The following is a 24,157-nucleotide window of genomic DNA, read 5'->3' on the forward strand; positions in this document are numbered from 1 at the left end:
CTATTTTGCGCCGAGCTTCAGGTCCACGGACGCCAGTGTCCGGTCCCACGCGATGGTAAGCGTGGCGCCGGCCTCGGTCACGTTGACGAAGCCGATCGTGAGCTGCTCGACCGACTGCTCGCCGGCGCGCACCGTCATCGGCACGCGGAGGACATCGAACTTCGGGTCGTAGTTGGTGGCGCCAGACAGCCTGACCTTGTCGTTCGGATCGAACTTCTCCTGCACCGGCTGGGTGCTCAGCACCAACGTCCAGGCGCCCGGCTTCAGATCGACGAACACGTTGTAGACGCCCGGCGCGATGGTCTTGCCGCCGATCGCGAGCGGCGCCTGCGTGGTCAGCCGGGTCGTGTCGTTGGCACCGGCGCGCCAGACCGGGGCGCCGGCGTTGACGGTCTTGCCGTAATCGGCGCCCGCGCCGAAGATGTCCTTGCGCCCGCGCAGCAGCGGACGGCCGTAGTCGACGACCACCCACTTGCCATCGCGATAGGCCTGGCCGCCCTCGGCGGTCTTTTCCCATCGTCCGCCAAGCTGGATCGAGGCCTGCCCCGCGGGCGACGGCGGCAGCTTCACGTCGGGAATGGCCTGGGCCAACGACGCGGCACTCAGAGCCACGCACAACGCGGACATCGACAGCACGAACCGGACATTCATCACAACTCTCCTGGAAAACGACAGCCGCACCATTATCACTGAGCGCTATCTCTGCAACACGAACTTCTGCACGCGGCGGCCGTTGCCGACTTCGCTCACATACAGGTTCCCTCGTGAGTCGGTGGCAAGGTTGTGCATGAAGACAAACTGGCCGGCGTAGTGCCCGATGCGGCCGAAGGCGCCCGCCTCCGTCATGCTCCGGCGATCGAGGATGTGGATGCGGCCGTTGCCGGCGTCGGCGACGTAGAGCCAGCGCTGGTCCCGGTCGGGCGAGAACGCGGTGTTGAACGACGTGCCCAGCAACTGCGTCTTTCGCTCGATGAAGACTTCCCGCTGGAACTTGCCGTCGACGGTGAACACCTGGATGCGATTGTTCAGCCGATCGTTGACGTAGACCAGGCCGTCGGTTGACACCTTGATCCCGTGCACGGTGTTGAATTGCTGCGGGCCCGGACCCTCGCCGACAAACGCTTTGGGCGCCTGGTCGTCCGGGACGTTGCCGTAAGCGCCCCACATCCGCTTGAAGGCGCCGGTGTCGGCATCGAGCACGAGCACCCTGCGATTGAGGTAGCCGTCGGCGACGAACAGTTCGTTGGTCGCCGGGTGCACCCAGATGTCGGCGGCGTTGTTGACGTTGCCGGTATCGAGGCTGCCCTTGCTCATCCCGCGGCGACCGATCTGCAGCAGGAACTTCCCGGTGCTGGTGAACTTCAGGAGGAAGTTCTCCTTGCCCTCGCGCATGCGCGGCCCGCCGGCGGACGACACCCAGACGTTGCCCTTGTAGTCGACGTGGATACCGTGCTCGTCTTCGGGCCATTCGTAGCTGCCGTCGGCCGGCTTACCGCCCCAGCCCTGGACGTAGTTGCCCGAAGAGTCGAACTCCATCACCGGCGGCGCGGCATGGCAGCATTCCGCCTCGGGATTCTTCGCCATCTCGTCGCTATTGAGAGACCAGGGCCGCTGGAGAACCCAGACGTGATCCCGCGCATCGGTGGCGACACCAGACACCTGGCCGAGGATCCACTGCTTCGGCAGTTTCGGCCACGCCGGATCCACCTGGAACGCGGGCGCCGAGTCGCGGGCCGCCTGCGATTCAAGCGCGCGGGCGGCGACCGAGAGAACCGCCATCGCGACCACAGCTAGCAACAACGGGCGTTTGTGTTTTCTCATGGCAGGGTGAAGGCGACAATCGTGCTGCCCGACGGCGCGCCGTTCTTGCCGCCGCCACAGGCGATCACCAGGTACTGCTTGCCGTTCAGCATGTAGGTGGACGGCGTGGCGTTGCCCGCAAACGGCAGCACGGTCTCCCACAACAACTCTCCGGTCAGCTTGTCGAACGCTCTCAGCTTGCGATCGAAGTTGGTGGCGGCGATGAACAGCAGGCCGCCGGCGGTGACGACGGGGCCGCCGTAGTTGTCGCTGCCGGTGTCTGTCATGCCCTTGGCGACCAGCTCTGGATACTCACCGAGCGGCTTGTGCCAGCGCATGGTGCCGGCGTTGAGGTCGATGGCGCTCAAGGTGCCCCATGGCGGCGTGATCGGTGGATACCCGTCCGGGTCGCGCCACAGCACCTCGCCGTCGTTGCGGTACTTCAGGCGATTGGGGTCGCTGGCGATCGCCGGATCGCCCGCCTGGTCCTTCCCAGTGACGAGAAACTCGACCACGTCGCCGATGTTCTTCGCGCCCATGTCGGGGAAACCCGGCATGCGGCCGGTGCCCTGGCGGATGATGGCCGCCATCTCGTCGCGCGACAGGCGTTTCGCCACGTCCACCAGCGACGGCGCCTGCGGCCCGCCGGTGCGATCCGAGCGATGGCACGACGCACACTTGCTGCCGTAGAGCGCGGTGTCGGTGTTGGGGATCAGCCGCATGATCCACGGCATCTCGTTGGCGTTCACGTAGAGCAGCCCGGTGTCGGGATCGAACGCACCGCCGCCCCATTCGGCGCCGCCGTCCACGCCCGGAAAGACGATCAGGCCGTTGGTCGGCGGCGTGAACAGCGGACCGCTGGTTAACTGCCGGAACTGCGCCAGCACCGCGGCGTGCGCCTCGGGCGTGCGCGTGGTGACCATCGACTCCGTCATCTGCTGCCGCGTGAATGGCGGTGGCGACAACGGGTGGCGCTGCCGGGCGGCCGCCTGCTCGCCGTCGATGGTGGATTCCGGCGCGCGGCGCTCCTCCACCGGGAACAGCGGCGCGCCGGTCTTGCGGTCCAGCACGAAGACGTAGCCGTGCTTGGTCAGTTGCGCGACCGCTGGCACCGGCTTGCCGTTGCGCACTACCGTTACCAGGCTCGGCGCCGTCGGCAGGTCCCAGTCCCAGAGATCGTGCTTGATGACCTGGTAGTGCCAGACGCGCTTGCCGGTGCGGGCGTCGAGCGCGAGCACCGAGTCGGCGAACAGGTTGTCGCCATGCCGATTGACGCCGTACCAATCGAACGAGGCCGAGCCGGTGGCGGCAAAGACCATGGCGTTGCCCTGATCCACGGTGACACCGGCCCACGCGTTGGCGCCGCCCGAGAGCGTCGGCCCTTTCGGCCACGTCTCGGCGCCGAACTCGCCCGCCTGCGGGATGGTGTGGAAGATCCAGCGCATCTTCCCCGTGCGCACGTCGAAGGCGCGGATGTGACCGGGCGTGCCCGGCAGCGTCTCGGGAACGCTGCTGCCGAAGATGATCAGGTCCTCGAAGATCGCGCCCGGCGTGCTGGCGCTCACGGTGGCCCGTTCCACTGGCAGACCGAGGCCCTCACGCAGATCGATCCGTCCGTCGGTGCCGAACGACGCGATCGGCTTTCCGGTCGCGCGGTCGAGCGCGAAGAGGAAGTTGCGGTAGGTCGCGAACACGCGATCCTGGTGAACCGTGACGCCGCGGTGGCGGAACCGCGTCCGCGGCGCCCCGGCCGGCGCCAGGCTGAAGCTCCAGCGCTCCTGCCCGGACGCTGCGTCGACCGCGGCCACTTTCATGCTGGGAGTGGTGACGTAGAGCGTGCCGTCCACGACCACGGGATGGCTCTGCATCTCGGATGCGGGAAAGGCATCCTTGGAGTCGTAGGTCCAGGCGACCTTCAACTGCGCGACGTTGGACTTGTTGATCTGCGTGAGCGGCGAGTATCGGATGTTATCCACGCCGCCGTGCATCGGCCAGCCGCGATCGGGCGCCTGCGCGACGACGAGCGCAGCCATGGCGAGCGCCAGCGCGCACGCCAGCCCTGCAAACCCAACGCGATACGTGCGCACGCTATTTCACCAGCGCCTGGTAGACCAGCGGCTGAAACGCCGTGGCAACCGCCGACCCGGGATACCGCTGCACCATCATGATCGCGACCAGCCGCTCTTTCGGATCCACCCAGAAGACGGTGCCGTAGATGCCGCTCCAGCCGTAGAGGCCGGGCGAGCCGAGCGTTTGCGTGCCGCCCACCTCGGTCACCACGCGGAAGCCGAGGCCGAAGCCGGCGCCGTTGCCAATGAGCCCGCCCGACGGCAGATCGGTGGTGTGGCTCACCGTCATCAGCTCGATGGTCTTCGGGCTGAGCAACCGCGTCCCGTCGAGCGAGCCGCCGTTCAACAGCATCTGCGCGAAGCGCGCGTAATCGCGCGCGGTCGAGATCAACCCCGCGCCGCCTGAGAAGTAGGTCTTGGACTCTTTGTACGAGGCAACCGGCGACATCACGGTGTTCCCGAACGATTCGGGATCCTTCATCGGCCTGATGCCGCCGCTGCCGTCGGGGGAATAGACCGTGGTCAGCCGCGGCCGCTTGGCTTCGGGCACGACGAAATCGGTGTCGGTCATGCGCAGCGGCTTGAAGATGCGCTCGCGCAGGAACACCTGGAAGGGCTGTCCCGATGCCACTTCGACAACGCGCCCGAGGACGTCGGTGGAGAGGCTGTAGTTCCACGCCGCGCCCGGCTGGCTGACGAGCGGCTCCGCGGCCAGCTTGTCGATGGCCTCCGCCAGCGTCATCGTCGTCGTGGTCAATCCGTCGATGACACCGCCCTTCCGGTAGCCGTTCCCCACCGGGCCGCCATTGATGAACCCGTACGTCAGTCCCGAGCGGTGCGACAGCAGGTCGCGCAGGTTGATGCCGCGGCGGGCCGCCACCGGCACCTCGGCGCCGGCCTCGAGCACGCGCGAGCTCTTGAAGGCCGGAATGAACTTCGACACCGGATCGGTGAGCAGCAGCTTGCCCTCTTCGTACAGCATCATCAACGCGACGCTGGTGACGGGCTTGGTCATCGAGGCAATGCGGAACAGCGAGTCGGTCCGCATCGGCGTGCGGCTCTCGACGTCCTGGAAGCCCGAGGCGTGCACGTCCACGGTCTTGCCGTCGCGCGCGATCAGCGTGACGATGCCGCCGGCCTCGTGGCGGTCCACGAAGCCCTGCATGCCGGCATGCAGACGGCCGAGCCGCTCGGCCGAGACGCCAACGGTGGCGGCCGGGGCGGCGACGGGGCGAACGGCGGGCGCCTGGGCCGAGACGGCGTAACCCGCCAGGGCCGTCAGGGCGAGCGCGCGGAACGCGGATTTGATCGCAATCATCGGGTATCCCTCCTCGGGGACGCGGCATCATAATCCACAACATGTCTTTGCCGGCACCCGTCGATTCCGTCCTCCGCGCCATCGGTTCCACACCGGTCGTTCGTCTCCATCGGCTGGTGGCGCCCGGCTCGGCCACCGTGGTGGTCAAGCTGGAGTACTTCAATCCGACCGGCTCCTACAAGGACCGGATGGCGCTGGCGATGATTGAAGGCGCCGAACAGCGCGGCACCCTGCGCAAGGGCATGCGCGTCGTCGAATACACCGGCGGCAGCACCGGCTCGTCGCTGGCGCTGGTGTGCGCGATGAAGGGCTATGACTTCCATCCGCTCTCGTCGGATGCGTTCGCCGCCGAGAAGCTCGATACCATGCGCGCGTTCGGCGCCGACCTCGAGCTGGTGCCGAGCGACGGCGGCAAGGTGACGCCGGCGCTGTTCGACCGCTTCAAGGCGCGCATCAAGGAGTTGATGCAGGACCCGAACACGTTCTGGACGGATCAGTTCAACAACGCGGACGCCATCGACGGCTACGCCAACATCGGCCGCGAACTGGTTGAGCAGGTTGGCACGGTGGACGCGTTCGCCGGCATGGTGGGCACGGCCGGCATGCTGGTGGGCGTGTCGCAGGCGCTGAAGCAGTCCGGCCAGGCCACGCGCATTATCGCCCTCGAGCCGTCGACCTCGCCGTTTCTCACGACCGGCAAGGGCGGAGCGCACCGCGTCGAGGGCACGGCGGCGGGCTTCTGGCCGCCGCACCTGACCAAGGGCAGCTACGACGAAGTGCGCGTCATTGACGAGAACGCGGGACGCGCGATGGCCAAGCGCGCGGCGAAGGAAGAGGGATTGTTTGCCGGCACATCGACGGGCATGAACCTGGTGGCGGCACTCGACCTGGCGCGCGAGCTGGGACCGGGCAAGGTGGTTGCGACCGTGGCGTGCGACACCGGGCTGAAATACCTCGCCGGCGATCTCTACAAGTGAGGCGCGTGGGTGCCCATCAGGTGTACTGACGGGCACCCGGCCCGGCGCCAATCCCGGTTAGTTCAGGTACGACAGGATCCACTGCTGGACGTCAGCGGTGTCCACGCGATAGCCGAATGACGCGCCGGCGCAGTTGCCGTTCATCACGAACGAGTTCACTGCCACGATCTGCCCGGCCTCGCCGAAGATGGCGCCGCCCGAATCGCCGAAGCAGGTGCCGCCCGGGCCGGTGCCCTTGCCAGGACTATTCGTGGTCTGGATGTTGTAGCCGTCGGTGAGCGCGCTGCGCAGGTTTACGAGCTGCACCCACGCCTTCAGGCGCGTCCTGAACTGCGAGAGCACCGGCTTGACGGACTGCAGGCCGTAGCCAACGACCTCGAAGCTGACGTTCTTGGTGCCGCGGGCGGTGGCGAGCTCGTCGAGGTAGCCCACGTCCGCCAGCGTCGGGAACGTGGCGATTCCCGCAACCGGTTCATCCAGCACGACGACACCGGTATCGCCGGTATCCGGCAGGTACAAGCCGCCCTGCCAGCCGGGATACGTGTAGGCGGTGCCGGTGTATCCGCCCGACGTCGGGTAGCCCGACGCTATAGTCACCGTTTCAGCGAACCAGACCTGGGCGGGGCCGTTCAGTTCCGTGCAGTGACCCGCCGTCAGGATGACGGTTGGGCTGATCAGCGTGCCCGTGCATCGCCACTGCGGGTTCAAGCCGGCGTCGTAAAAGACGACAAGCCCAACATAGGGATGTTCGCCGTCATCAGGCACGCCGTACTTGACGGCAACGAGGGTAACGGACAGGCCAATCGCGAAGACCGCGGCGAGAGCTATCGACAGCTTGCGGTACATAAGCACCTCCTGGGATGGCTGGGGCAAGAACCGGAGCAAGAACCAGTCTGCCACGCGCCGGCGCGAGGAGTTGCACGGAACGAGCGTCGCGACGCTTACCAGACCTTACACGCCGACTCCCGGACCATCGGCTGGCCGGCCTTGCACGAAAACGCCTGCGCGAACTCGGGCATGTTGCTGACCACGCCGTTGGCGCGATACTTCTCCGGAGCATGCGCGTTGGTGACCGCGCGCATCCGCGCCGCTTCGGGACGCGTGTTCGCGCACCAGCTCTGCGCGTAGCCCACGAAGAACCGCTGCATCGGCGACAGCCCGTCCCTTGGCGAGAGACTCTTGCCGGATGTCTCGGTCAGCCACGCGCGATAGGCGAGGATCAGCCCGCCGAGGTCGGCGACGTTCTCACCGAGCGTCAGCTGGCCGTTGACCTTCACGTCACCCGCCACGACATACGACGAGTACTGATCGGCCAGGCAGTTCGCGCGGCGCTCGAACTCGGCGCCGTCCGCGGGCGTCCACCAGTCGCGGCGGTTGCCCTTGGCGTCGAACAGCCGCCCCGAATCGTCGAAGCCGTGCGTCAGCTCGTGACCGATGGTGCCGCCGGTGTTGCCGTAGTTGGGGGCGTCGTCCATTTTCGGATCGAACGCCGGCGGCTGCAGCTGGCCGGCCGGAAAGTTGATCTCGTTCATCTGCGCGTCGTAGTTGGCGTTCACCGTGGGCGGGCTCAAGTACCACTCGCCGCGGACCAGCGGCTTGCCGATCTTCACGAGCTGCCGGTTCACCTCGAAAGCCATCGCGTTCCTGGCATCGCCGAAGAAGTCGTCGGCCGTGATCCTCACGGTTGAGTAGTCGCGCCACCGCTCAGGATGGCCAATCTTGTTGGTCACGCCGTGCAGCTTCTCGATCGCCTGCGCCTTGGTCGCGGCCGACATCCAGCCGAGCCCCTTGATATCGTCTTCCATCGCCGCTTCGATCTGCTGCACCATGCGGAGCGTGCGGGCGCGGGTGTCGGCGGTGAAGTACTTCTCGACGTAGACCTGACCGAGCGCCTCGCCCAGGTGGCGATCGACGCGGCCGACGCAGCGCTTCCATCGCGGCTGCAATTGCAGGGCGCCGGCGAGCGTTTGACTGAAGAACGCGAAGTCGGCGTCCACGAACGCCGAGCTGAGGTACGGGGACGCCAGCCGCGCCGTGTGCCAGCGCAGGTAGGCCTTCCAGTCATTCAACGGCACGCTGGTGAGCTGCCGATCCAGCGCCAGGAAGTAGCCGGGCGCGGCCACGTCCAGGTCGGCAATCTGCGGGATGCCCATCTGCTTGAAGTAGGCGTCCCACGGCCACGACGGCGCGATCTCGGCCAGCCTGGCGCGCGGCAGCCGGTGGTAGGTGTTGTCGGGATTGCGGCGCTCGACGCGGGTCATCTGGCCAGTGGCCAGGCCGGTCTCGATGCGCAGCACGGTCTGGGCATTGGCCGAGGCTGCCGCCGGCGTGTCGCCGAGCAGTTGGAACACGCGAGCCACGTGCTCCGCGTACTTCGTCCGCAGCGTCACCGACCGCTCATCGTCTTTCAGGTAGTAGTCACGATCGGGCAGGCCGAGGCCGCCCTGATCGATGCCGGCGATGGTTTCGGTGGCGTCTTTCGCGTCCTGTTCGGCGCGCAGGCCGAACAGCATCGGGCCGAGCACCACCATGGTGCGATGGCTGTCGGCGACAACCGCGGCCAGGTCGTTGATGGAGGCGATCTTCGCGATGGCATCCATCTGCGGCGCCAACCCGGAGGCGGCGCGGCGGTCGATCTCGGGTTCGGCCATGCAGGCGCCGTAGTAGTCGCCGATCTTCTGCTGGTTGGGTGTGCGTCCCGGCGTGCCAGGCGCGAACTGCTCGAGCAGCGCTCGCAACAGCGCGCGGTTCTCGTCCTGCATCTTGCCGTAGGTGCTCCAGCTCGATTGATCCGGCGGGATCGGGTTGTCCTTCATCCAGCCGCCGCAGGCGAACTGGTAGAAGTCCACGCACGGGTCGGCGGTGCGGTCCATCGCCATGGGATCGAGCGACGGCGTGTACGGCAACTGCGGAGCCGCCTGCGCCGTTGTGCGCGTGGAGCCCTGGGCGGTCAGGGTGGTGCCCAGGAGCAGAAGGCCGAAGGCGATCCGGATGGATGGGTGCATGGAGAACATGTCCTCTTCACTACAGGATACCCGGGTCGTTGGGATTGCCACAGAGACACGGAGGCACAGAGACCCTGGGCGAGTTCGCTGGCGGCGCTAAGCGCCGCAGCTCTGTGTCTCGCTGTCTCCGTGGCCATTGTCGGGCATCTCACGCGTGGTAGTAGGATTGGCGCATGGTCCGACGCACATTGTTGTCCCTCGTTGTCATCGCGATCTCGATCGCGCCCATTCCGCAGGCTGGCCTGGAACGGGCGGGTCTGACGACCCGCGTCTACACGCAGGCGGCGCCGGCGCTACAGTCGAGCGACCTCGCGGGCCTGAGACTCCGCGGCATCGGGCCCGCCACCATGTCGGGCCGCTTCGTCGACATGGACGTCGTCGAATCCAATCCCTTCACGATGTATGTCGCGTCGGCGACGGGTGGGATGTTCCGCACCACCGACAACGGCGTGACCTGGGCACCGGTGTTCGAGCGCGAAGCGGTGCATTCGATCGGCGACGTCGCCATCTACCAGCCGGATCCGAACATCATCTGGGTCGGCACCGGAGAGCGCGCGAACCGCCAGAGCGTGAGCTGGGGCGACGGCATCTACAAGACTACCGACGGCGCGAAGACGTGGACGAACATGGGGCTCAAGGCCTCGATGCACATCGGCCGCATCGTCACCCACCCGTCGAACCCGGCCATCGTCTATGTCGCCGCGCAAGGGTCGGTGTGGGGGCCGGGTGGCGAGCGCGGGCTCTATCGCACGATGGACGGCGGCAAGACCTGGCAGCGCACGCTGCATGTGGATGACGACACCGGCGTGACGGACGTGGCGATGGACTCGCTCGATCCGAATGTCCTCTACGCCGCGTCGTACCAGCGCCGGCGCAGCGCGTTCGGCTTCAACGGCGGCGGTCCCGGCAGCGCGCTGTGGAAGAGCACGGACGCGGGCGCGACGTGGACCAGGCTGACTGGCAACGGCTTGCCGGAAGGCGAATACGGCCGCATCGGCATCTCGGTGTATCGCAAGGATCCGCGCGTCGTGATGGTGAGCATCGAGCAGGGCTCGCGCTACAACGCGTCCACCGCCTACATCGAGCGCAAGGCGGGGCTCTACCGCAGCAACGACGCCGGCAAGACCTGGCGGTTGATGTCGAACTGGAATCCGCGGCCGATGTATGCGAGCCAGCCGACCATCGATCCGCAGGACGATCGCCGCGTCTACATGCTGAACGCCTACTCGTTCTCGGACAACGGCGGCGAATCGTTCACCGCGCCCAACACCACGACGCATGGCGACGACCGCTTCGTCTGGATCAACCCGAAAGACTCGCGGCACGTGATCAAGCTCGATGACGGCGGCATCGGCATCTCGTTCGATCGCGGGCTGAAGTTCCTCTACGTCCAGAACCTGCCGGTGTCGCAGTACTACCGCGTCGCGGTGGACAACGAGCGGCCCTACAACATCTACGGCGGCCTGCAGGACAACGGCTGCTGGAGGGGCCCCAGCGCGAGCTGGACGACCAACGGCATCCTCAACGAGCACTGGTCGCGCCTGTGCGGCGGCGACGGCTTCTTCGCGACGGTCGATCCCGCCAACGCGCGCGTCGTGTTCTCGGCCAGCCAGTTCCTCGGGCTCGGGCGCAACGACACGCGCACGTGGCAGAACCAGGACATCCGCCCCGGTGACCCGCAGGGCGCCATCGGCGATCGCCGCAACTGGAACACGTGGGGCAAGCACGTGCCGGAACAGGTGCTCGGCAACGCCATGCATCCGGCGAACTGGGACGCGCCCATCGCGCTGTCGCCGTTCGATCCGGCCACCATCTACGCCGGTGGCCAGCACCTGTTCCGCTCGCGCGACCGCGGCATCACCTGGGAGGACCTTGGCGACATGACCACGGGCGTGGACCGCGCCACGCTGCCGCTGATGGGGCGCATGCCGGATGAGACGATCCTGTCGATCGACGACGGCGTGCCCTACTACCCGGGCCTCGTCTCGATCGCACCATCACCCCTGACCAAGGGCCTGCTCTACGCCGGCACCGACGACGGACGGCTGCGGATGTCGACAGACGACGGAAAGACGTGGACCGACCTGCAGGATCGACTGCCGGGCCTGCCGAAGTCGTCCTGGTTTGGCGGGATCGAGGCGTCGCGCCACAACGCCGGCACGGTCTACGTGGCCATCGACAACCATCGCAGCAACGACCTCACCAACTACATCTACAAGTCGTCGGATGGCGGCAAGACGTTCGCGGCGATTGCCGGCGACATGCCGCCCGGCCGAGTGGTGCGCACCATCCGCGAAGACGTCAAGAACCCGAACCTGCTGTTCGCGGGCACCGAGATCGGGCTGTTCTTCTCGCCCAACGGCGGCACCAACTGGATTGAGCTCCGGAACAACCTGCCGACGCTGCCGCACAACGACCTGATCATTCATCCGCGCGACAACGATCTCGTGCTGGCCACGCACGGCCGCGGCATCTGGATCCTCGACAAGATCAACGCGCTGCAGGAGCTGACGCCGCAGGTGATCGCCTCGCCGGCGCACTTGTTCACGGTGGCGCCCGCGTATCAGATCCGCCAGGCCAACCTGAAGGCGCACACCGGCGACATGTGGTTCCGCGGCGACAACCCCGCCAACGGCGCGCTCGTGGATTACTGGCTCGGCGCCGCCGGCACGGCGCCCTCGATCACCGTGCACTCGTCCGGCGGGCAGTTGATCAACACGCTGCGCGGCACCTCAACGAAGGGCGTGAACCGCGTGGTGTGGAACCTGCGCGAGAGCGACCTGCCGATTCGCGGCGGCGGCTTCGGCGATGACGACGGTCCGCGGGCGGGTGGCGGCATGCCCGGGCCGCTCGTCGCACCTGGCGTCTACATTGTCCGCCTGGCCGCCGGCGGCCGCACGCTGGAGCAGAAGGTCGAGGTCCGCGAGGATCCGCGCATCGACGTGACGCCGGCGGACCGCAAGCTGTGGACCGACGCGCAGTCGCAGGCGGCGGCGCTGGCGCGGATGTATGGGCCGGTGAACGATCGCATCCAGAAGCTGCCGAACACCGGTGACGCGGTGGAGTTGAAGCGCCAATCCCGCGAACTGGTGTCGCGCATCAGTGGGCTGTACGGGTCGATCGGCCGGTGGACGGGCGCGCCGACGAAAGACCAAATGACGCGGCTGGCCTACTACCAGTCAATGGCGAAACAGTTGGCTGCAAAAGCCCCGTAAGAATGGGCCAACCATCGTGGTCTACACTAGGCGGCATGACTCGCCGCCTCGTTGCCGCCGTCTGCCTCCTCGTCTCCATCGCAGCGCTGTCCGGCGATGCGCAGTCGATCAGCTATCCCGATCCCACGCAGCGCGTGCTCACGCACCGCGAGCAGAACGCGCTGGTCACGCCGTGGATCAGGAAGCGCTTCGACACGCTGCTCGCCGGCCTGATGACCCGCGCGGGCATCGACATGTGGATCATCCCGTCGCGCGAGTACAACGAAGACCCGGTGTTCGCGTCGATGTCGCCGCTCACCTACTTCGCGTCGCGGCGGCGGACCATCCTCGTGTTCTACAACCCGGGCGGCGGCAAGCCGGCGGAGCGGTATTCGATCGGCCGCTTCGACTACGACGGCCTGTTTCCGATGGTGCCGACCACCAACGACGGGCAGCACGAAGGCCTGCGCAAACTCGTGGACCAGAAGAACCCGAAGGTGATCGGCATCAACGAGTCCGACGCGTGGAACCACGCCGACGGCATCACCGCCAACGAGAAGCGGCGCCTGGTGGAGGCCCTCGGCCCCGCGCACGCGGCCAGGATCAAATCCGCGGAGATGCTGGCGGTGAGCTGGCTCGAAGTGAAGCTGCCGGAGGAACTCGAGGCCTATCGCCACGCCATGAAGACCGCGCACATGGTGATCCGCGAGGCGTTCTCGAACAAGGTGATCACTCCCGGCAAGACCACCAACGAAGACGTGGTGTGGTGGATGCGGCAGCGCGTCGTCGAGCTCGGCCTCGGCAAGTGGTTCCAGCCGTCGGTGACCATCTGGCGGCAGGGCGAGAAGACCAACCCGCGCGGCGTCATCCTGCCCGGCGACATGCTCCACACCGACTTCGGGATTGTCTACATGGGCTTCTCCACCGACACGCAGCACAACGCTTACGTCTTGAAGCCGGGCGAAACCGACGCGCCGGCGGGCCTCAAGGCCGGTCTCAAGGCGGGCAACCGCCTGCAGGATCTGACCATGCAGTACGCACGGCTTGAGCGGACCGGCAACCAGGCGCTCGCGGAGGCGCTGGCGCAGGCGAAGAAAGAGGGCCTCGTGCCGTCTATCTACTGCCACCCGATTGGCTATCACGGTCATGCGGCGGGACCGCCGATTGGCATGACCGACTACCAGCAGGGCGTGCCGGTGCGAGGCGACTACGTGTTCCGCGCCAACACCTGGCACTCGATCGAGCTGAACGTGACCCACAACGTGCCCGAGTGGGGCAACCAGCCGGTGCGCTTCGCGCTCGAAGAGGATGCGGCGGTCATGCCCGGCGGCAAGTGGGACTGGATCGATGGAAGGCAGGAGGCGTTCTACCTGATCCGATAGATGATCTCGTGAGTTGTTGATTTGGTGGTCTGGTGATTTGGAATTCGGATTTGGTGCTCTCGAGATTTAGTGAACTGGTGGTGCGGCGGCCGCGTCGAACTTCGTCCAGTCGCCGCCCGACCACTTGATCAGCGTCGCCGCGGCCTGCGCCGCAGTCAGCGGGGCGTGACCACTCCACTCCCCTCGGCGCGGCATCGACGGCGATACGAACGCCATCCACGTTTCGCCGGCGCCGACCACGTCCTTGCCGTGGTCTTTCCAGTCCTTCGGCGTCCGTCCGCGACCGTGGTCGGTCGTGATCAAGATATGCGTGCGGCCGCGATACTCCGGCTGTGACTGCAGCCACGTCCACAACTGTCTCAGGTAGTCGTCCGTCTTGGTATAGGTCTCCAGCACACGGTCGTAGCGGCCGTCGTGCGCCCAGTCGTCGGTTTCACCCAGCGCGAGGTAGAGGACGCGCGGCTTGTGGCGGGCCATGTGGTCCATGGCAAATCGGAACGTGTAGGCGTCATGGCGCACCGAGTCCCAGGGCGTCGGTGTTTCGAATTGCAGGCGGCTTTGTCGGCGAACCTCCTCGTTCGGCGAGTCAAAGGCCTCGAACCCGGCGTTGACCGTCAGCGCGCCGTCGGTGTGCTCGGCAATCGCATTGAAGACATCCCAGGACGCGAACGCCGCCACCTGGTCTTTCGTCAGGCCGGCGTTCTGCTTCAGGAACTCGAGCACCGTCGGGTATGGATTCCGGAGCGGCTCGTTGCTCTTGATCGTGTCGTCGTGCGCACGCCCGACCAGAATCTCGGAGTAGCCCGGATAGGAGAACCAGTGGCCGTTGGTCAGGTGGACGCGGCTTCCCTTGGCGGGATTGCCGGCCACCGATCCGTGATCGCGCATCAGCGTGCCCCAGAAGAACGGCATCAGCCTCGCGCGCCGTTCCTCGGCGGTCGCCGCCCAGAAGCGTTTGTAAAGCGGCTGATCTTCGAGGCGCTGGTTGGGCTTGAGGCCGGCCTTGACGATTTCGGCATCGAAGCCGCCAAACATCTCTTCGGTCCGCGCCCCGTCGAGGGTCACCAGGACGATGGCTTGCGGCGACTGGGCGAAGACAGCCGCCGCAAGCCCGACGATGAGAATCGTGACAACTCGAATTCGCTTCACCAAGGTGTCCTCAGAACGTCAGCCGTCCGCCCAGGACGATGCGGCGGAGCGGGAAGTCAGAATTGAGCGTGGTGATCCGGCCGTAGTTGGCGCTGGTCACGTTGGTGTCGGGCCGTCCCCAGTTGGCGTGGTTGAAGAGATTGGTCACGAATACGTTCACGCTGGCCTGCATCTGCGAGCCGAGACGAAAGTCCTTCATCGCCGCGAAGTCGACGTTCCACACGCCGGGGCCGACGATCGCACCCTTCTCGGCGTTGCCGAAGCGACCGACGAAGATGGACCGGCCATTGGCGTCGCGGAATGCGGCCACCGAATAGGCGCCGGTATTGAACCACTGCGTCAGCGTCTTCGGCCCGCTGTTGGGATCCTGCCCGCTCACGCCATCCGCTTTCTCGCTGCCGTAGCAGTTGGTGCCGGACCCGCAGTGCGAGGTGTAGAAGGCCGTCAGGTGCGCGCCCGACTGCGCCTGCATCACGGCCGACACTGTCCAGCCACCGACGATCGCATCCAGCGCCGACGGCATGGTCGATCCGAACGCGCGATCACGGCCGACGGGCAGCTCCCAGATCAGGCTGCTCACGACGCGGTGGGTCGGAATGTTGGTCGTCGGTCCGCGCATGTAGTCGGGATCGAACCGGTTGTCGGTACGTCCGTTGGTCTCGCCCTGGAAGTCGCCCTGTCCCGCGCCACGGTCTTCGATGTTGTCAATCGACCGCGCCCACTTGTAGCTGCTGCGGTGCGTGAGGCCGAACCGCGACACGGTGCCGTTCAACTGCGCCAGCACGTCATGATAGTTGTGGTAGCCGCCGTTGTCGCGGGTGTTCACGCGAAACCAGTTGGGATAGGGACGGGCCTCCACTGGCAAGTTCGCGAAGCCTACCGTGTTGGGCTGAATCTGGTTCAGGTCCGGCGCCATCGTCAGGTCGTCACTGCGAAAGCCGGAGTAGGTGACGCGAACCGAGTTGGTGCGATTGAGCTCGCGCTCGAAGGTCAGGCTCCACTGCTGGGTGCGCGGGTCCTTGTAGTTCGGGTCGTTCGCCGTCGAGAAGTTCTGCGTGCCGACGCGCGTCACGCCGCGCGACGGGTCACCGGCAAACGTGTTCGGCCAGACGATGCCGTAGGCGCGAGTGCCGGCGTTGAACGAATTGGGGAACGTCACGTTGTCCGAGGTGTGGATGCCGGTGAGCGAATTGAACACGGCGCCCAGCACCCGCGTGTAATAGATGCCATAGCCGGCGCGGATCACCGTTCGGGTGTCGCCGCCCGGCCGCCAGGCGATGCCCAGCCGTGGCGCGACGTTGTTGGCGTCGGTGTTCCGCAGCGACAGCGGCAGGCCGGCCTGGCTGGCCGTCACGATTCGCGTGGTCCCAAGCGACCCGGCAAACCCGGGCGAGGTCAGCCGCATCGAGGCGTCATCGGGCACCACCACGTCGCCGTTGGCGGTGTCGCGAAGGAAGTTGCTGATGTTGCCCTCGCGGTCTTCGAAGCCGGGCCGCAGGTCATAACGGACGCCGAGACTCAGCGTCAGGTTGGCATTCAGCCGCCACTCGTCCTGCACGAAGCCGCTGTAGTGGGTGGCAATGCCATCGACGTTGGGACCAGACGCCGTCTGATCGACGTCGGTCGGCAGGCCGAGCAGGAAGTTGGCCACCGGGTTTCCCGTTCCGCCGCCGGCGATGTTGTTGTTGAAGCGAAACACGCCGAAGTCGTCGGCGCCGGTGAAGTTCACCGGGCTCGTCCAGTTGAACCGTTGAATGTCGAAGCCCGCCTTCACGGTGTGGTTGGCGCGGATCCAGGTCAGGCTATCGGCGATCTGGAACGTGTCCTGGGTGAGGGGCTCTTCCTGCGCCTCGCCGAACCGGGTGTAGCCGGCGATGTCGACGTAGGTCGTGCCGGTGCCGCCGGGCACCGGATTGGCGAGCAGGCGAAGGCCGAGCTCGCCCGCCAGGTCCTTGCCGACCTTGCCGGTCACCGCTCCCTGGTCCGCCTTGGTGAAGCCCACGCGGGCTTCGTTCAAGAAGTTGGACGACACGGCGAAGTTGTCGGAGACCACGAACGTGGAGACCGGGTTCTCGAAGCTGCGAGGGCCGAGGCTCTGGTAGGTCGTGGGCGACACGCGATTCAGCTTCTTCTGGCTCAGCCGGCTGAACAAGGTATGGCCCGAGCGGAAATTCTGGTCGATGCGGAGGTCGAACTGGTTCGACACTTCGGTGGCATCGGCCGAGTAGCGATGGGTCGCGGCGCCTTCGTTGGGTGCGGGAATGTACGACTGCAGCAGGGTGCTCGCCACGGGATTGATGCGGCTGGCCGGGATGATGTTGCCGGGGAACCTGGTGCCGGTTGCCGGGTCGATCAGCGGCGTCGCCACCGATGAGAAGTCGCCCGACCGGAACGCCGACTGCGGCACCGTGGCCACCGCTGACTGGAACAGCTTGATGTCGAGCCGCTCGAAGGTGCCGAAGAAGAAGGTCTTGTTGCGAATCAGCCGGCCACCGAGGCTGCCGCCGAAGTTGTGGTTGTCGCTGGCGTTGGGCTTGAGCGCCGGATTGAAGTAGTTGGGATTGGCGTTCAGGCTGTCGGTGTTGTAGTTCCAGAACGCAGTGCCGTGGTAACTGTTGGTGCCCGGCCGCGAGATCGTGGTGATGTCGCCAATCTGCGCGTACTCGGCGGTGTTGTTCACCGAGCTCACCTTGATCTGCTCGATCGACTCGATCGACGGGAAGATATTGAAGCCCTCGGCGCCAATGCCGTTGCGCCGCACGCTGGTGGTCAGGATGCCATCAACCGACACTTCGTTCTGATACGGCAAGCTCCCCGACAACGAAAACTGCTGGTTGGCCCGCTGCACTTCTGGAATCACCTGGATCGCCAGGATCGGCGAGGTGTTCTGCGTGCGGAAGGTGAACGGCAGCTCCTGCAGTTCGCGGTTCGACGTCGCCGACGACACCGTGGGCGTTTCGGTGTTGATGATCGGCGCCACGCTCTGCACCAGCACCTCCTCGGTCAGGCCGCCGATGGCGAGTGTCGCGTTGATACGCTTGGTGTCACGGGCTTCCACGCGAAACGGCGCGGAGGCGAACTTGCGGAACCCCGCCAGCTCCACCTCCACGCGGTAGAGCCCCTGCGTGAGGTTGAGGAATTCGTAGATGCCGATGTCTTTGGACACGGTGACGCGGGCCACCGCCGTTTGCACTTCGGTCAGGGTCACCGTGGCGCCCGGCACCACCGCGCCGGTGTTGTCGGTGACCGCACCCACCACCGCGCCATAGGTTGACTGCGCCGACACCGGCCCGGCGAAAAATACGAAGCAGGCCATCACGGCCCAGGCGATTGCACGAGTCACCACGCTGTCCTCCAGGAATGAAACCGAATCGCGTGCAGACTATGCGGCCACTGTGACACTTCGAACACGAATGCACTACGAAGTTGCGAAGACACAACATCGATACACGGCGGTCGTAGGCTGAACCATGGTCCGCGCCGCAATCGTCCTGCTCGTGTCACTGCTGTCTGGATCGTTGACTCCGCCGCACACATTCGATGCAGCGATGGACTGGCGGCATGTCGAAGGCGATCCCCGGGAAGGCCTGCGCCCGGCGGCGAGGGCCATGCCAGACCGGGCCGTGGCCGTCTCATTGCCCCATCGCGTGCTGGCTCCCAACACGCCGCTGTGGTACTGGCGGGTGATGCCGATCCCGCCGGGCAGCGCGCTGCTCGTGGATGCGGACGATGGCGCGCAGGTCTTTGTGGACGGCGCGCGGCTCGATCACCACCGCCGCTGGTTCTTTGTGCCCGAGTCATCGGCGCCAACCCGGCAGGTCGCGGTACGCGTGATGAACAACGCCATGCAAGGGGGACTTCGCGCCGTCCGGGTGGTGCCGGCTGCCAGTGTGACGCGAGGCGATCTGGAGGCGCGGGCCTTGTCGCCAGGACTCGCGCCGGTCGAGACCCGGTCGTTTCAATCGCGGATGCCGGCGGCCGGCCAGCCGTGCCGGTTCTCGGCGTGGGCCGACAGCCAGGGCGGGTGGGCCACGTTCAGCCGGCTCGCGGCGTTGATGGCCGCGCGCCAACCTCACTTCTCGGTCGGCGTCGGCGACCTGGTCAACGATGGGTCGGATCCGCAAGCCTGGCGAGGGTTCCTGGACGCGGTGGCGCCGATGGCCGCGCAGGTTCCGGTCGTGCCGGTGGCCGGCAACCACGACTACGACGGCTACTACAACGACCTTCGCCCGCAGCACTATCTCGACCTGTTTCGACCAGACGGCACCACCTGGTTTGCATGGTCGTGCGGCGACGCGCGGTTCGTGGCGATCGATGTGAACGCGGAGTTTCCGATTGGCGTCTCCGCCTCGAGCGGCCAGTATCGGTGGCTGATGGACGAAGTGCGGTCCGCGGCCTGGACCGGTGCCAGCTGGCGCGTCTTGCTCGTCCACCAGCCGCCGTGGTCGCGATCGTGGGCCGGTTACGACGGCGATGAGGCCGTTCGCGGACTCGTATCAGTGCTGGCGGCGCAACGGCTCGACCTCGTGATCGCCGGCCACAGCCACGCCTACGAGCGGCTGAGGCGGAACATCTCGGGGCGGGACGTGCACGTGCTGATCACGGGCGGAGCCGGCGGTGGGCTCGAAGCCCCCCTCGACATCGAGCCGGACGGCGCCGGTACCATCGTCCTGCGGCACCATTTCGTAGAGCTGACTGCGACCCGCCGGGCGATGACCGTCGAGGCCATCGACGGCGACGGGCGCTCATTCGACCGTTGGCGGATCGCGCGATAGCCGCACGCTCGTCCGCTATAGTGACACCATGAGGACGGGTTCACTGATGATGATGCTGGCTGCTCTCGCGTGCGCGTCGTCCAGCGGAGACCAGCGGCAGCCCGCACCTGTGCATGGCTTCAAGGTCGTGGCCACGTTCCCGCACGACCCGGCGGCGTTCACGCAGGGGCTGGTGTTTGCCGATGGCCAGTTCTACGAGAGCACCGGCCTGAACGGCGAGTCGTCTCTCCGGCGGGTTGAGATCGCCACCGGCAAGGTCCTCCAGGAGGTCAAGGTCCCCGCGGAATACTTCGCCGAGGGGCTGGCGCTGGTGGGCGATGAACTGGTGCAACTCACGTGGCAGCATCACCAGGGCTTCGTCTACGACCGGGCGACGTTCAAGCAGAAGCGGACGTTTGCGTTCAAGGGCGAAGGCTGGGGCATGGCCTACGATGCCAAAGGCGGACTCGTGATGAGCGACGGCTCCGACACGCTGACCTTCCTCGATCCCAAGACCCAGGCACTGGTGAAGACCATCCGGGTGCGTGACGCCGGACGGCCGGTGCCGCAATTGAACGAGCTGGAATGGGTGGACGGGGAGATCTGGGCCAACGTGTGGACCACCGATCGCGTGGCGAGGATCTCGCCGAACACGGGCGAGGTGAACTCGTGGATCGACCTCTCCACGTTATGGCCGCGCGGCCAGCGCACGCCGCCCGCCGACGTCCTCAACGGCATCGCCTACGACAGGGCCACGCGCCGGATCTTCGTGACCGGCAAGAAGTGGCCGCGCGTCTACCAGATTGCGTTACAGTGAGGACCATTCCCATGCACAAATCCCTGCGACCGCTCACGTTCTCGCTCTTGCTGCTCGGCGCCGCGACCTCTGTTGCGGCCCAGGGCCGCGCCATCCTGCCACCGGTCCCCACACCCACCGATGTGAAGCCCGGCAGCATCACCTGCGACGAGTGTCCGTATCCCTATCCGAGTAGTTATCTCGACATCAGCGTCTACAGCCAGGACGTCCGCATCTCGTACATGGACGTGGCCCCGCAGGGCACGCCCAACGGCCACACCGCGATGCTGCTGCACGGCAACAACTTCGGCGGCTTCTACTTCAAGGCCATCATCGACGGCCTGACCAGGGAAGGCTTCCGCGTCATTGTCCCCGACCAGATTGGCTACGGCCGGTCGTCGAAGCCGATTGCTCCGTTCAACTTCAATTCACAGGCGCGAAACACCTGGCTGATCCTGCAGCACCTGAAGATCGAGAAGGCGATGGTGATCGGCCACTCGATGGGCGGCATGCTCGCAGCGCGCTTCGCGACGCAGTATCCGAAGGCGGTTGAGCGGGTCGTGATCTATAACCCGATCGGGCTCACCGATGGACGGTACGGCCGGCCGATGCAGTCGATCGACGAGGCCTACAAACAGGCGCTCACGGCCGACTACCAGGGCACGCGCGCCAGCCTGAGCCGCTACGTCGCGCACAACCCCAAGGCCTGGAACCAGGAATTCGAGACCTACACCCGCATCCGCTACTCGTGGACGCTCAGCGCCGACTGGCCTCGGCTGGCGATGGTGCAGGCGCTCATCGGTCAGATGCTGTACGCCGACCCGGTCGTCTACGATTGGGCGCACATCCAGGTGCCGACGCTCGCCTTCGGCGGCGCCGACGACATGCTGCTGGGCACCGCGGCGGCGTTCCAGGAGCGCATGAACTACATCGCCAAGACGGTGCCCAACGGCAACGGCCGGGTGTTGCTGCTCCCGGGACTCGGACACGTGCCGCACCTCGAGGCGCCGGAACAGGTGCTGCCGCCGCTGGTCGCGTTCCTCAAAGAGGGCCTGACCGCGAAGTAGGCGAGGGTCGCGGGACCTCGAGCCATGATCGAAGTGTCCGGGCTGCGCAAGCAGTACGGCGATTTCGTCGCGGTGGACCACCTCTCGTTCACGGTTCGACCGGGCGAGGTGCTGGGTCTTGTCGGCCCCAACGGCGCCGGCAAGACCACCACGCTGCGCAGCATCACCGGCATCATTCCGCCAAGCAGCGGCCAGGTCTCGCTGGCCGGCCACGACCTGCTCAGTGACCCGATTTCCGCGAAGCGCTCGCTGGCGTTTTTTCCCGACGAGCCGCGACTCTTCGACTATCTCACCGTGCGACAACACCTGGCGTTTGTCGCGCGCGTTTACGGCGTCGCCAATCACGAGGCCATCGCCCTGCCGCTGCTCGACGAGTTCGAGATTGCCGACAAGGCCGATCAACTGCCGGGCGCGCTGTCGCGCGGCATGAAGCAGAAGCTCGCCATCGCCTGTGGCTTGCTGCACGCCCCGCAAGTGTTGTTCTTTGACGAGCCGCTCACGGGCCTCGACCCCCTGGGTATCCGCCGCATGAAGAGCTCGATCATGCAGCGCGCCCGCGGCGGCGCCGCCGTCGTGCTCAGCTCGCACTTGCTGAGTCTGCTCGAGGAAGTGTGCTCGCACGTGCTGATCCTGAAGAAGGGCGCCAAGATCGCCAACGGCACCCTGGCCGAGGTGTCCGCGCAATTCAGCAACGGCGAGGCCGATGTCAGCCTCGAGGAGATCTTCGTGCGCGCCACGGGCGGATCGGAACATTGAGCGCGCCCAACATCCTGGGCGCCTTGCTCTACCTGCGGATTACGTCGCTGCAGAACGCGCTGCTCGGCCGCCTCAAGCGGCTCAAGCAGCCCCGGTATCTCGCCGGCGGCGTGATTGGCGCGGTCTATCTGTACTTCGTGTTCTTTCGACGAATGCTGGCGGGCCGGGGCGCCAGCGTCGCCCTGTCCGGTGCCATTCGCCAGGAGCTGCTGCCGGTGGCCGCCGCCGTCGGCTCACTGCTCCTGTTGCTCGTCGCCCTCACCTGCTGGGTGTGGCCACGAGAACGCGCCGCTCTCCGATTCAGTGAGGCGGAAATCGGGTTCCTGTTCCCCGCCCCGGTGCTTCGCCGGACCCTGATCCATTACCAGCTGATCAGCGCGCAGGGGCGAATCCTGTTCACCGCGCTGATCGCTTCGCTGGTCACCAGCCGCTGGAGTTTTCTCCCAGGCAACCCGGCGATGCGCGTCATCGGCTGGTGGATCATCGTCGCCACGCTGTCGTTGCACATCATGGGCTCGTCCTTCGTGGTCACGAGGCTGCTGGATCGCGGAGTGACGACCTGGCGGCGCCAGGTGATCACGATTGGAGGGCTGGCCCTGATCGCCGGCGCGGTCCTGGCATGGACCTGGGGCGACGTGCATGCACCGCGTGCCAACGACCTCACCGGCGCGCCGGCATTCGCCCGTTACCTGGCAGCCATGCTCGACGCCGGCGCCCTGCCATGGCTGCTCGCGCCGGCCAGGCTGGTCATCCAGCCGCTACTCGCCGTTGACCTGGGCTCGTTCCTGGCGGCGCTTGGTCCCGCCCTCCTTCTGTATGTGGCGCACTACGCGTGGGTGGTCAGCACGGAGGTGTCGTTCGAGGAGGCGTCGATTGCGCGGGCCGAGAAGCGGGCCGCCCGGGCTTCCGCGCGCCTGGAGGGCAAGTTTCGCCTGGGCCAATCCGCGCCTACGGCGCGACCGGCACCGTTCAACCTCGGCGAGCACGCGCGGCCGGAGCTCGCGTTCCTGTGGAAGAACCTGCTTTCCACCGCGTCGTACTTGCGTCCGCGCGCGGCCATCGCGGTGGCCGTCATCATTGTGGCGGTGTGCCGTTGGTTCTCGGGCAATGCGACCTACGAAGCCATCCGCCCTGGGATTGCGACCTTCTGTTTCATCGTCGGCGCCTACCTGCTCGTCCTCGGCCCCCAATTGGCGCGACAAGACTTGCGGAACGACCTGACCAACGCCGACCTTCTCAAGACCTATCCCCTCCACGGCTGGCAGATCATCATTGGCGAACTGCTCACGCCGGTGGCCATCATTACCGTGCTCGTGTGGTTGACACTGCTGACCGCTGCGATCACCGTGCCGCCACAGTTGATCAGATGGCTGCCGCCACAGGGGCACGTGGGCGTCGCGATCAGCCTCGCCCTGATCGCGCCGCTGCTGTGCACATTGCAGCTGCTCGTGCTCAACACCGCCGCGGTGCTGTTTCCGGCCTGGCTGCAGTCGGCTCGCCAGGCCTCCGGCGGCATCGACGTGATGGGACAGCGCCTCCTGTTCTTCGCCGGCAACCTCATCGTCGTGCTCGTCTCGCTCGTGCCGGCCGCGGTGGCCGCCGTCGCGGTGTTCTTTGCCGGGCGATTGGTCGCGGGCGATGTGGCGGCGGCCGGTTTGGCGGTCGTGGCGGCGCTCGCCGTCTTGAGTATGGAAGCGTGGTTGGGCATTCACTGGCTGGGCGCGCGCTTCGAACGCTTCGATCTGTCAGCGGAACTGGCCGCCTAGACGATTTCGTATGGACCGAGCCGCGTGCCGGAAGTGAGAGCCAACGCTGCTGCGGATAATGCCTGCCGTAGTGACGGTCGTTACCTGCACATGCTATTGGTAGGTAGCGGCGCCATCGCGCCGG

Annotated in this window: 16 protein-coding genes; 8 read left to right on the forward strand and 8 right to left on the reverse strand. The window is 66.4% G+C overall.

What is annotated here, in order from left to right; all coding sequences use genetic code 11:
* Genes WC815_16595 through WC815_16610 form a run of 4 tightly spaced genes read right to left on the reverse strand, consistent with a single transcriptional unit; the run spans position 1 to position 5,187 of the window.
* Positions 1–651: a DUF2911 domain-containing protein gene (locus WC815_16595; protein ID MFA5910403.1), complete on the reverse strand. Its 651-nt coding sequence runs from the start codon at positions 649–651 to the stop codon at positions 1–3.
* Between the two features lie 45 nt (positions 652–696).
* Positions 697–1,821, reverse strand: coding sequence for a beta-propeller fold lactonase family protein (locus tag WC815_16600; GenBank protein ID MFA5910404.1), 1,125 nt, complete (start codon positions 1,819–1,821; stop codon positions 697–699).
* The gene (locus WC815_16605) at positions 1,818–3,887 is read right to left on the reverse strand and encodes a PQQ-binding-like beta-propeller repeat protein (protein ID MFA5910405.1); all 2,070 of its coding nucleotides are present in this window, start codon (positions 3,885–3,887) and stop codon (positions 1,818–1,820) included. The genes WC815_16600 and WC815_16605 overlap by 4 nt, the downstream gene beginning before the upstream one ends.
* Before the next feature lies 1 nt (position 3,888).
* Positions 3,889–5,187 (reverse strand): serine hydrolase domain-containing protein, encoded by a 1,299-nt coding sequence (locus WC815_16610; protein MFA5910406.1) that lies wholly within the window; start codon positions 5,185–5,187, stop codon positions 3,889–3,891.
* Positions 5,188–5,228: 41 nt separating this feature from the next.
* Here WC815_16610 and WC815_16615 point away from each other — a divergent pair, with 41 nt between their 5' ends.
* Positions 5,229–6,164: a cysteine synthase family protein gene (locus WC815_16615; protein ID MFA5910407.1), complete on the forward strand. Its 936-nt coding sequence runs from the start codon at positions 5,229–5,231 to the stop codon at positions 6,162–6,164.
* 57 nt (positions 6,165–6,221) lie between these two features.
* On the opposite strand, the gene WC815_16620 is transcribed toward WC815_16615, so the two are convergent.
* Positions 6,222–7,010 carry a trypsin-like serine protease gene (locus tag WC815_16620; protein MFA5910408.1) on the reverse strand — a complete coding sequence of 263 codons (789 nt, stop codon included), beginning with the start codon at positions 7,008–7,010 and terminating at the stop codon, positions 6,222–6,224.
* Between the two features lie 95 nt (positions 7,011–7,105).
* Positions 7,106–9,169, reverse strand: coding sequence for a M13 family metallopeptidase (locus WC815_16625; GenBank protein MFA5910409.1), 2,064 nt, complete (start codon positions 9,167–9,169; stop codon positions 7,106–7,108).
* Between the two features lie 173 nt (positions 9,170–9,342).
* Here WC815_16625 and WC815_16630 point away from each other — a divergent pair, with 173 nt between their 5' ends.
* Both WC815_16630 and WC815_16635 read left to right on the forward strand, forming a co-directional pair.
* Entirely contained in the window at positions 9,343–12,384 is a 3,042-nt protein-coding gene (locus WC815_16630) for a hypothetical protein (protein MFA5910410.1), read from the forward strand.
* A gap of 35 nt (positions 12,385–12,419) precedes the next feature.
* On the forward strand, positions 12,420–13,745 hold the full coding sequence (locus WC815_16635) for a M24 family metallopeptidase (GenBank protein MFA5910411.1): 1,326 nt from the start codon (positions 12,420–12,422) through the stop codon (positions 13,743–13,745).
* Between the two features lie 66 nt (positions 13,746–13,811).
* On the opposite strand, the gene WC815_16640 is transcribed toward WC815_16635, so the two are convergent.
* Together WC815_16640 and WC815_16645 are read right to left on the reverse strand one after the other, a co-directional pair.
* Positions 13,812–14,894, reverse strand: a complete 1,083-nt coding sequence (locus tag WC815_16640) for a hypothetical protein (GenBank protein MFA5910412.1) — start codon at positions 14,892–14,894, stop codon at positions 13,812–13,814.
* A 10-nt stretch (positions 14,895–14,904) separates the two neighbouring features.
* Positions 14,905–18,237, reverse strand: a complete 3,333-nt coding sequence (locus tag WC815_16645) for a TonB-dependent receptor (GenBank protein ID MFA5910413.1) — start codon at positions 18,235–18,237, stop codon at positions 14,905–14,907.
* A gap of 127 nt (positions 18,238–18,364) precedes the next feature.
* Here WC815_16645 and WC815_16650 point away from each other — a divergent pair, with 127 nt between their 5' ends.
* The 5 genes from WC815_16650 to WC815_16670 are packed head-to-tail and all read left to right on the forward strand — an operon-like array spanning position 18,365 to position 24,033.
* Positions 18,365–19,669 carry a metallophosphoesterase gene (locus WC815_16650; protein MFA5910414.1) on the forward strand — a complete coding sequence of 435 codons (1,305 nt, stop codon included), beginning with the start codon at positions 18,365–18,367 and terminating at the stop codon, positions 19,667–19,669.
* 28 nt (positions 19,670–19,697) lie between these two features.
* Entirely contained in the window at positions 19,698–20,465 is a 768-nt protein-coding gene (locus WC815_16655) for a glutaminyl-peptide cyclotransferase (GenBank protein ID MFA5910415.1), read from the forward strand.
* 11 nt (positions 20,466–20,476) lie between these two features.
* Positions 20,477–21,511 (forward strand): alpha/beta hydrolase, encoded by a 1,035-nt coding sequence (locus tag WC815_16660; protein MFA5910416.1) that lies wholly within the window; start codon positions 20,477–20,479, stop codon positions 21,509–21,511.
* Positions 21,512–21,535: 24 nt separating this feature from the next.
* On the forward strand, positions 21,536–22,267 hold the full coding sequence (locus tag WC815_16665; protein MFA5910417.1) for an ABC transporter ATP-binding protein: 732 nt from the start codon (positions 21,536–21,538) through the stop codon (positions 22,265–22,267).
* The gene (locus WC815_16670) at positions 22,264–24,033 is read left to right on the forward strand and encodes a putative ABC exporter domain-containing protein (GenBank protein ID MFA5910418.1); all 1,770 of its coding nucleotides are present in this window, start codon (positions 22,264–22,266) and stop codon (positions 24,031–24,033) included. Before WC815_16665 ends, WC815_16670 begins: the two co-directional genes overlap by 4 nt.
* Positions 24,034–24,157 lie beyond the last annotated feature (124 nt).

This window comes from Vicinamibacterales bacterium (assembly GCA_041659285.1).
In the GTDB taxonomy this organism is placed as follows: domain Bacteria; phylum Acidobacteriota; class Vicinamibacteria; order Vicinamibacterales; family UBA2999; genus 12-FULL-67-14b.

Excerpts from the sequence above, each read along its gene's own strand:
- WC815_16595 (MFA5910403.1), bottom strand. The coding sequence starts at position 651 with ATGAATGTCCGGTTCGTGCTGTCGATGTCCGCGTTGTGCGTGGCTCTG.
- WC815_16600 (MFA5910404.1), bottom strand. The coding sequence starts at position 1,821 with ATGAGAAAACACAAACGCCCGTTGTTGCTAGCTGTGGTCGCGATGGCG.
- WC815_16610 (MFA5910406.1), bottom strand. The coding sequence starts at position 5,187 with ATGATTGCGATCAAATCCGCGTTCCGCGCGCTCGCCCTGACGGCCCTG.
- WC815_16615 (MFA5910407.1), top strand. The coding sequence starts at position 5,229 with ATGTCTTTGCCGGCACCCGTCGATTCCGTCCTCCGCGCCATCGGTTCC.
- WC815_16620 (MFA5910408.1), bottom strand. The coding sequence starts at position 7,010 with ATGTACCGCAAGCTGTCGATAGCTCTCGCCGCGGTCTTCGCGATTGGC.
- WC815_16625 (MFA5910409.1), bottom strand. The coding sequence starts at position 9,169 with ATGCACCCATCCATCCGGATCGCCTTCGGCCTTCTGCTCCTGGGCACC.
- WC815_16630 (MFA5910410.1), top strand. The coding sequence starts at position 9,343 with ATGGTCCGACGCACATTGTTGTCCCTCGTTGTCATCGCGATCTCGATC.
- WC815_16635 (MFA5910411.1), top strand. The coding sequence starts at position 12,420 with ATGACTCGCCGCCTCGTTGCCGCCGTCTGCCTCCTCGTCTCCATCGCA.
- WC815_16650 (MFA5910414.1), top strand. The coding sequence starts at position 18,365 with ATGGTCCGCGCCGCAATCGTCCTGCTCGTGTCACTGCTGTCTGGATCG.
- WC815_16655 (MFA5910415.1), top strand. The coding sequence starts at position 19,698 with ATGAGGACGGGTTCACTGATGATGATGCTGGCTGCTCTCGCGTGCGCG.
- WC815_16660 (MFA5910416.1), top strand. The coding sequence starts at position 20,477 with ATGCACAAATCCCTGCGACCGCTCACGTTCTCGCTCTTGCTGCTCGGC.
- WC815_16665 (MFA5910417.1), top strand. The coding sequence starts at position 21,536 with ATGATCGAAGTGTCCGGGCTGCGCAAGCAGTACGGCGATTTCGTCGCG.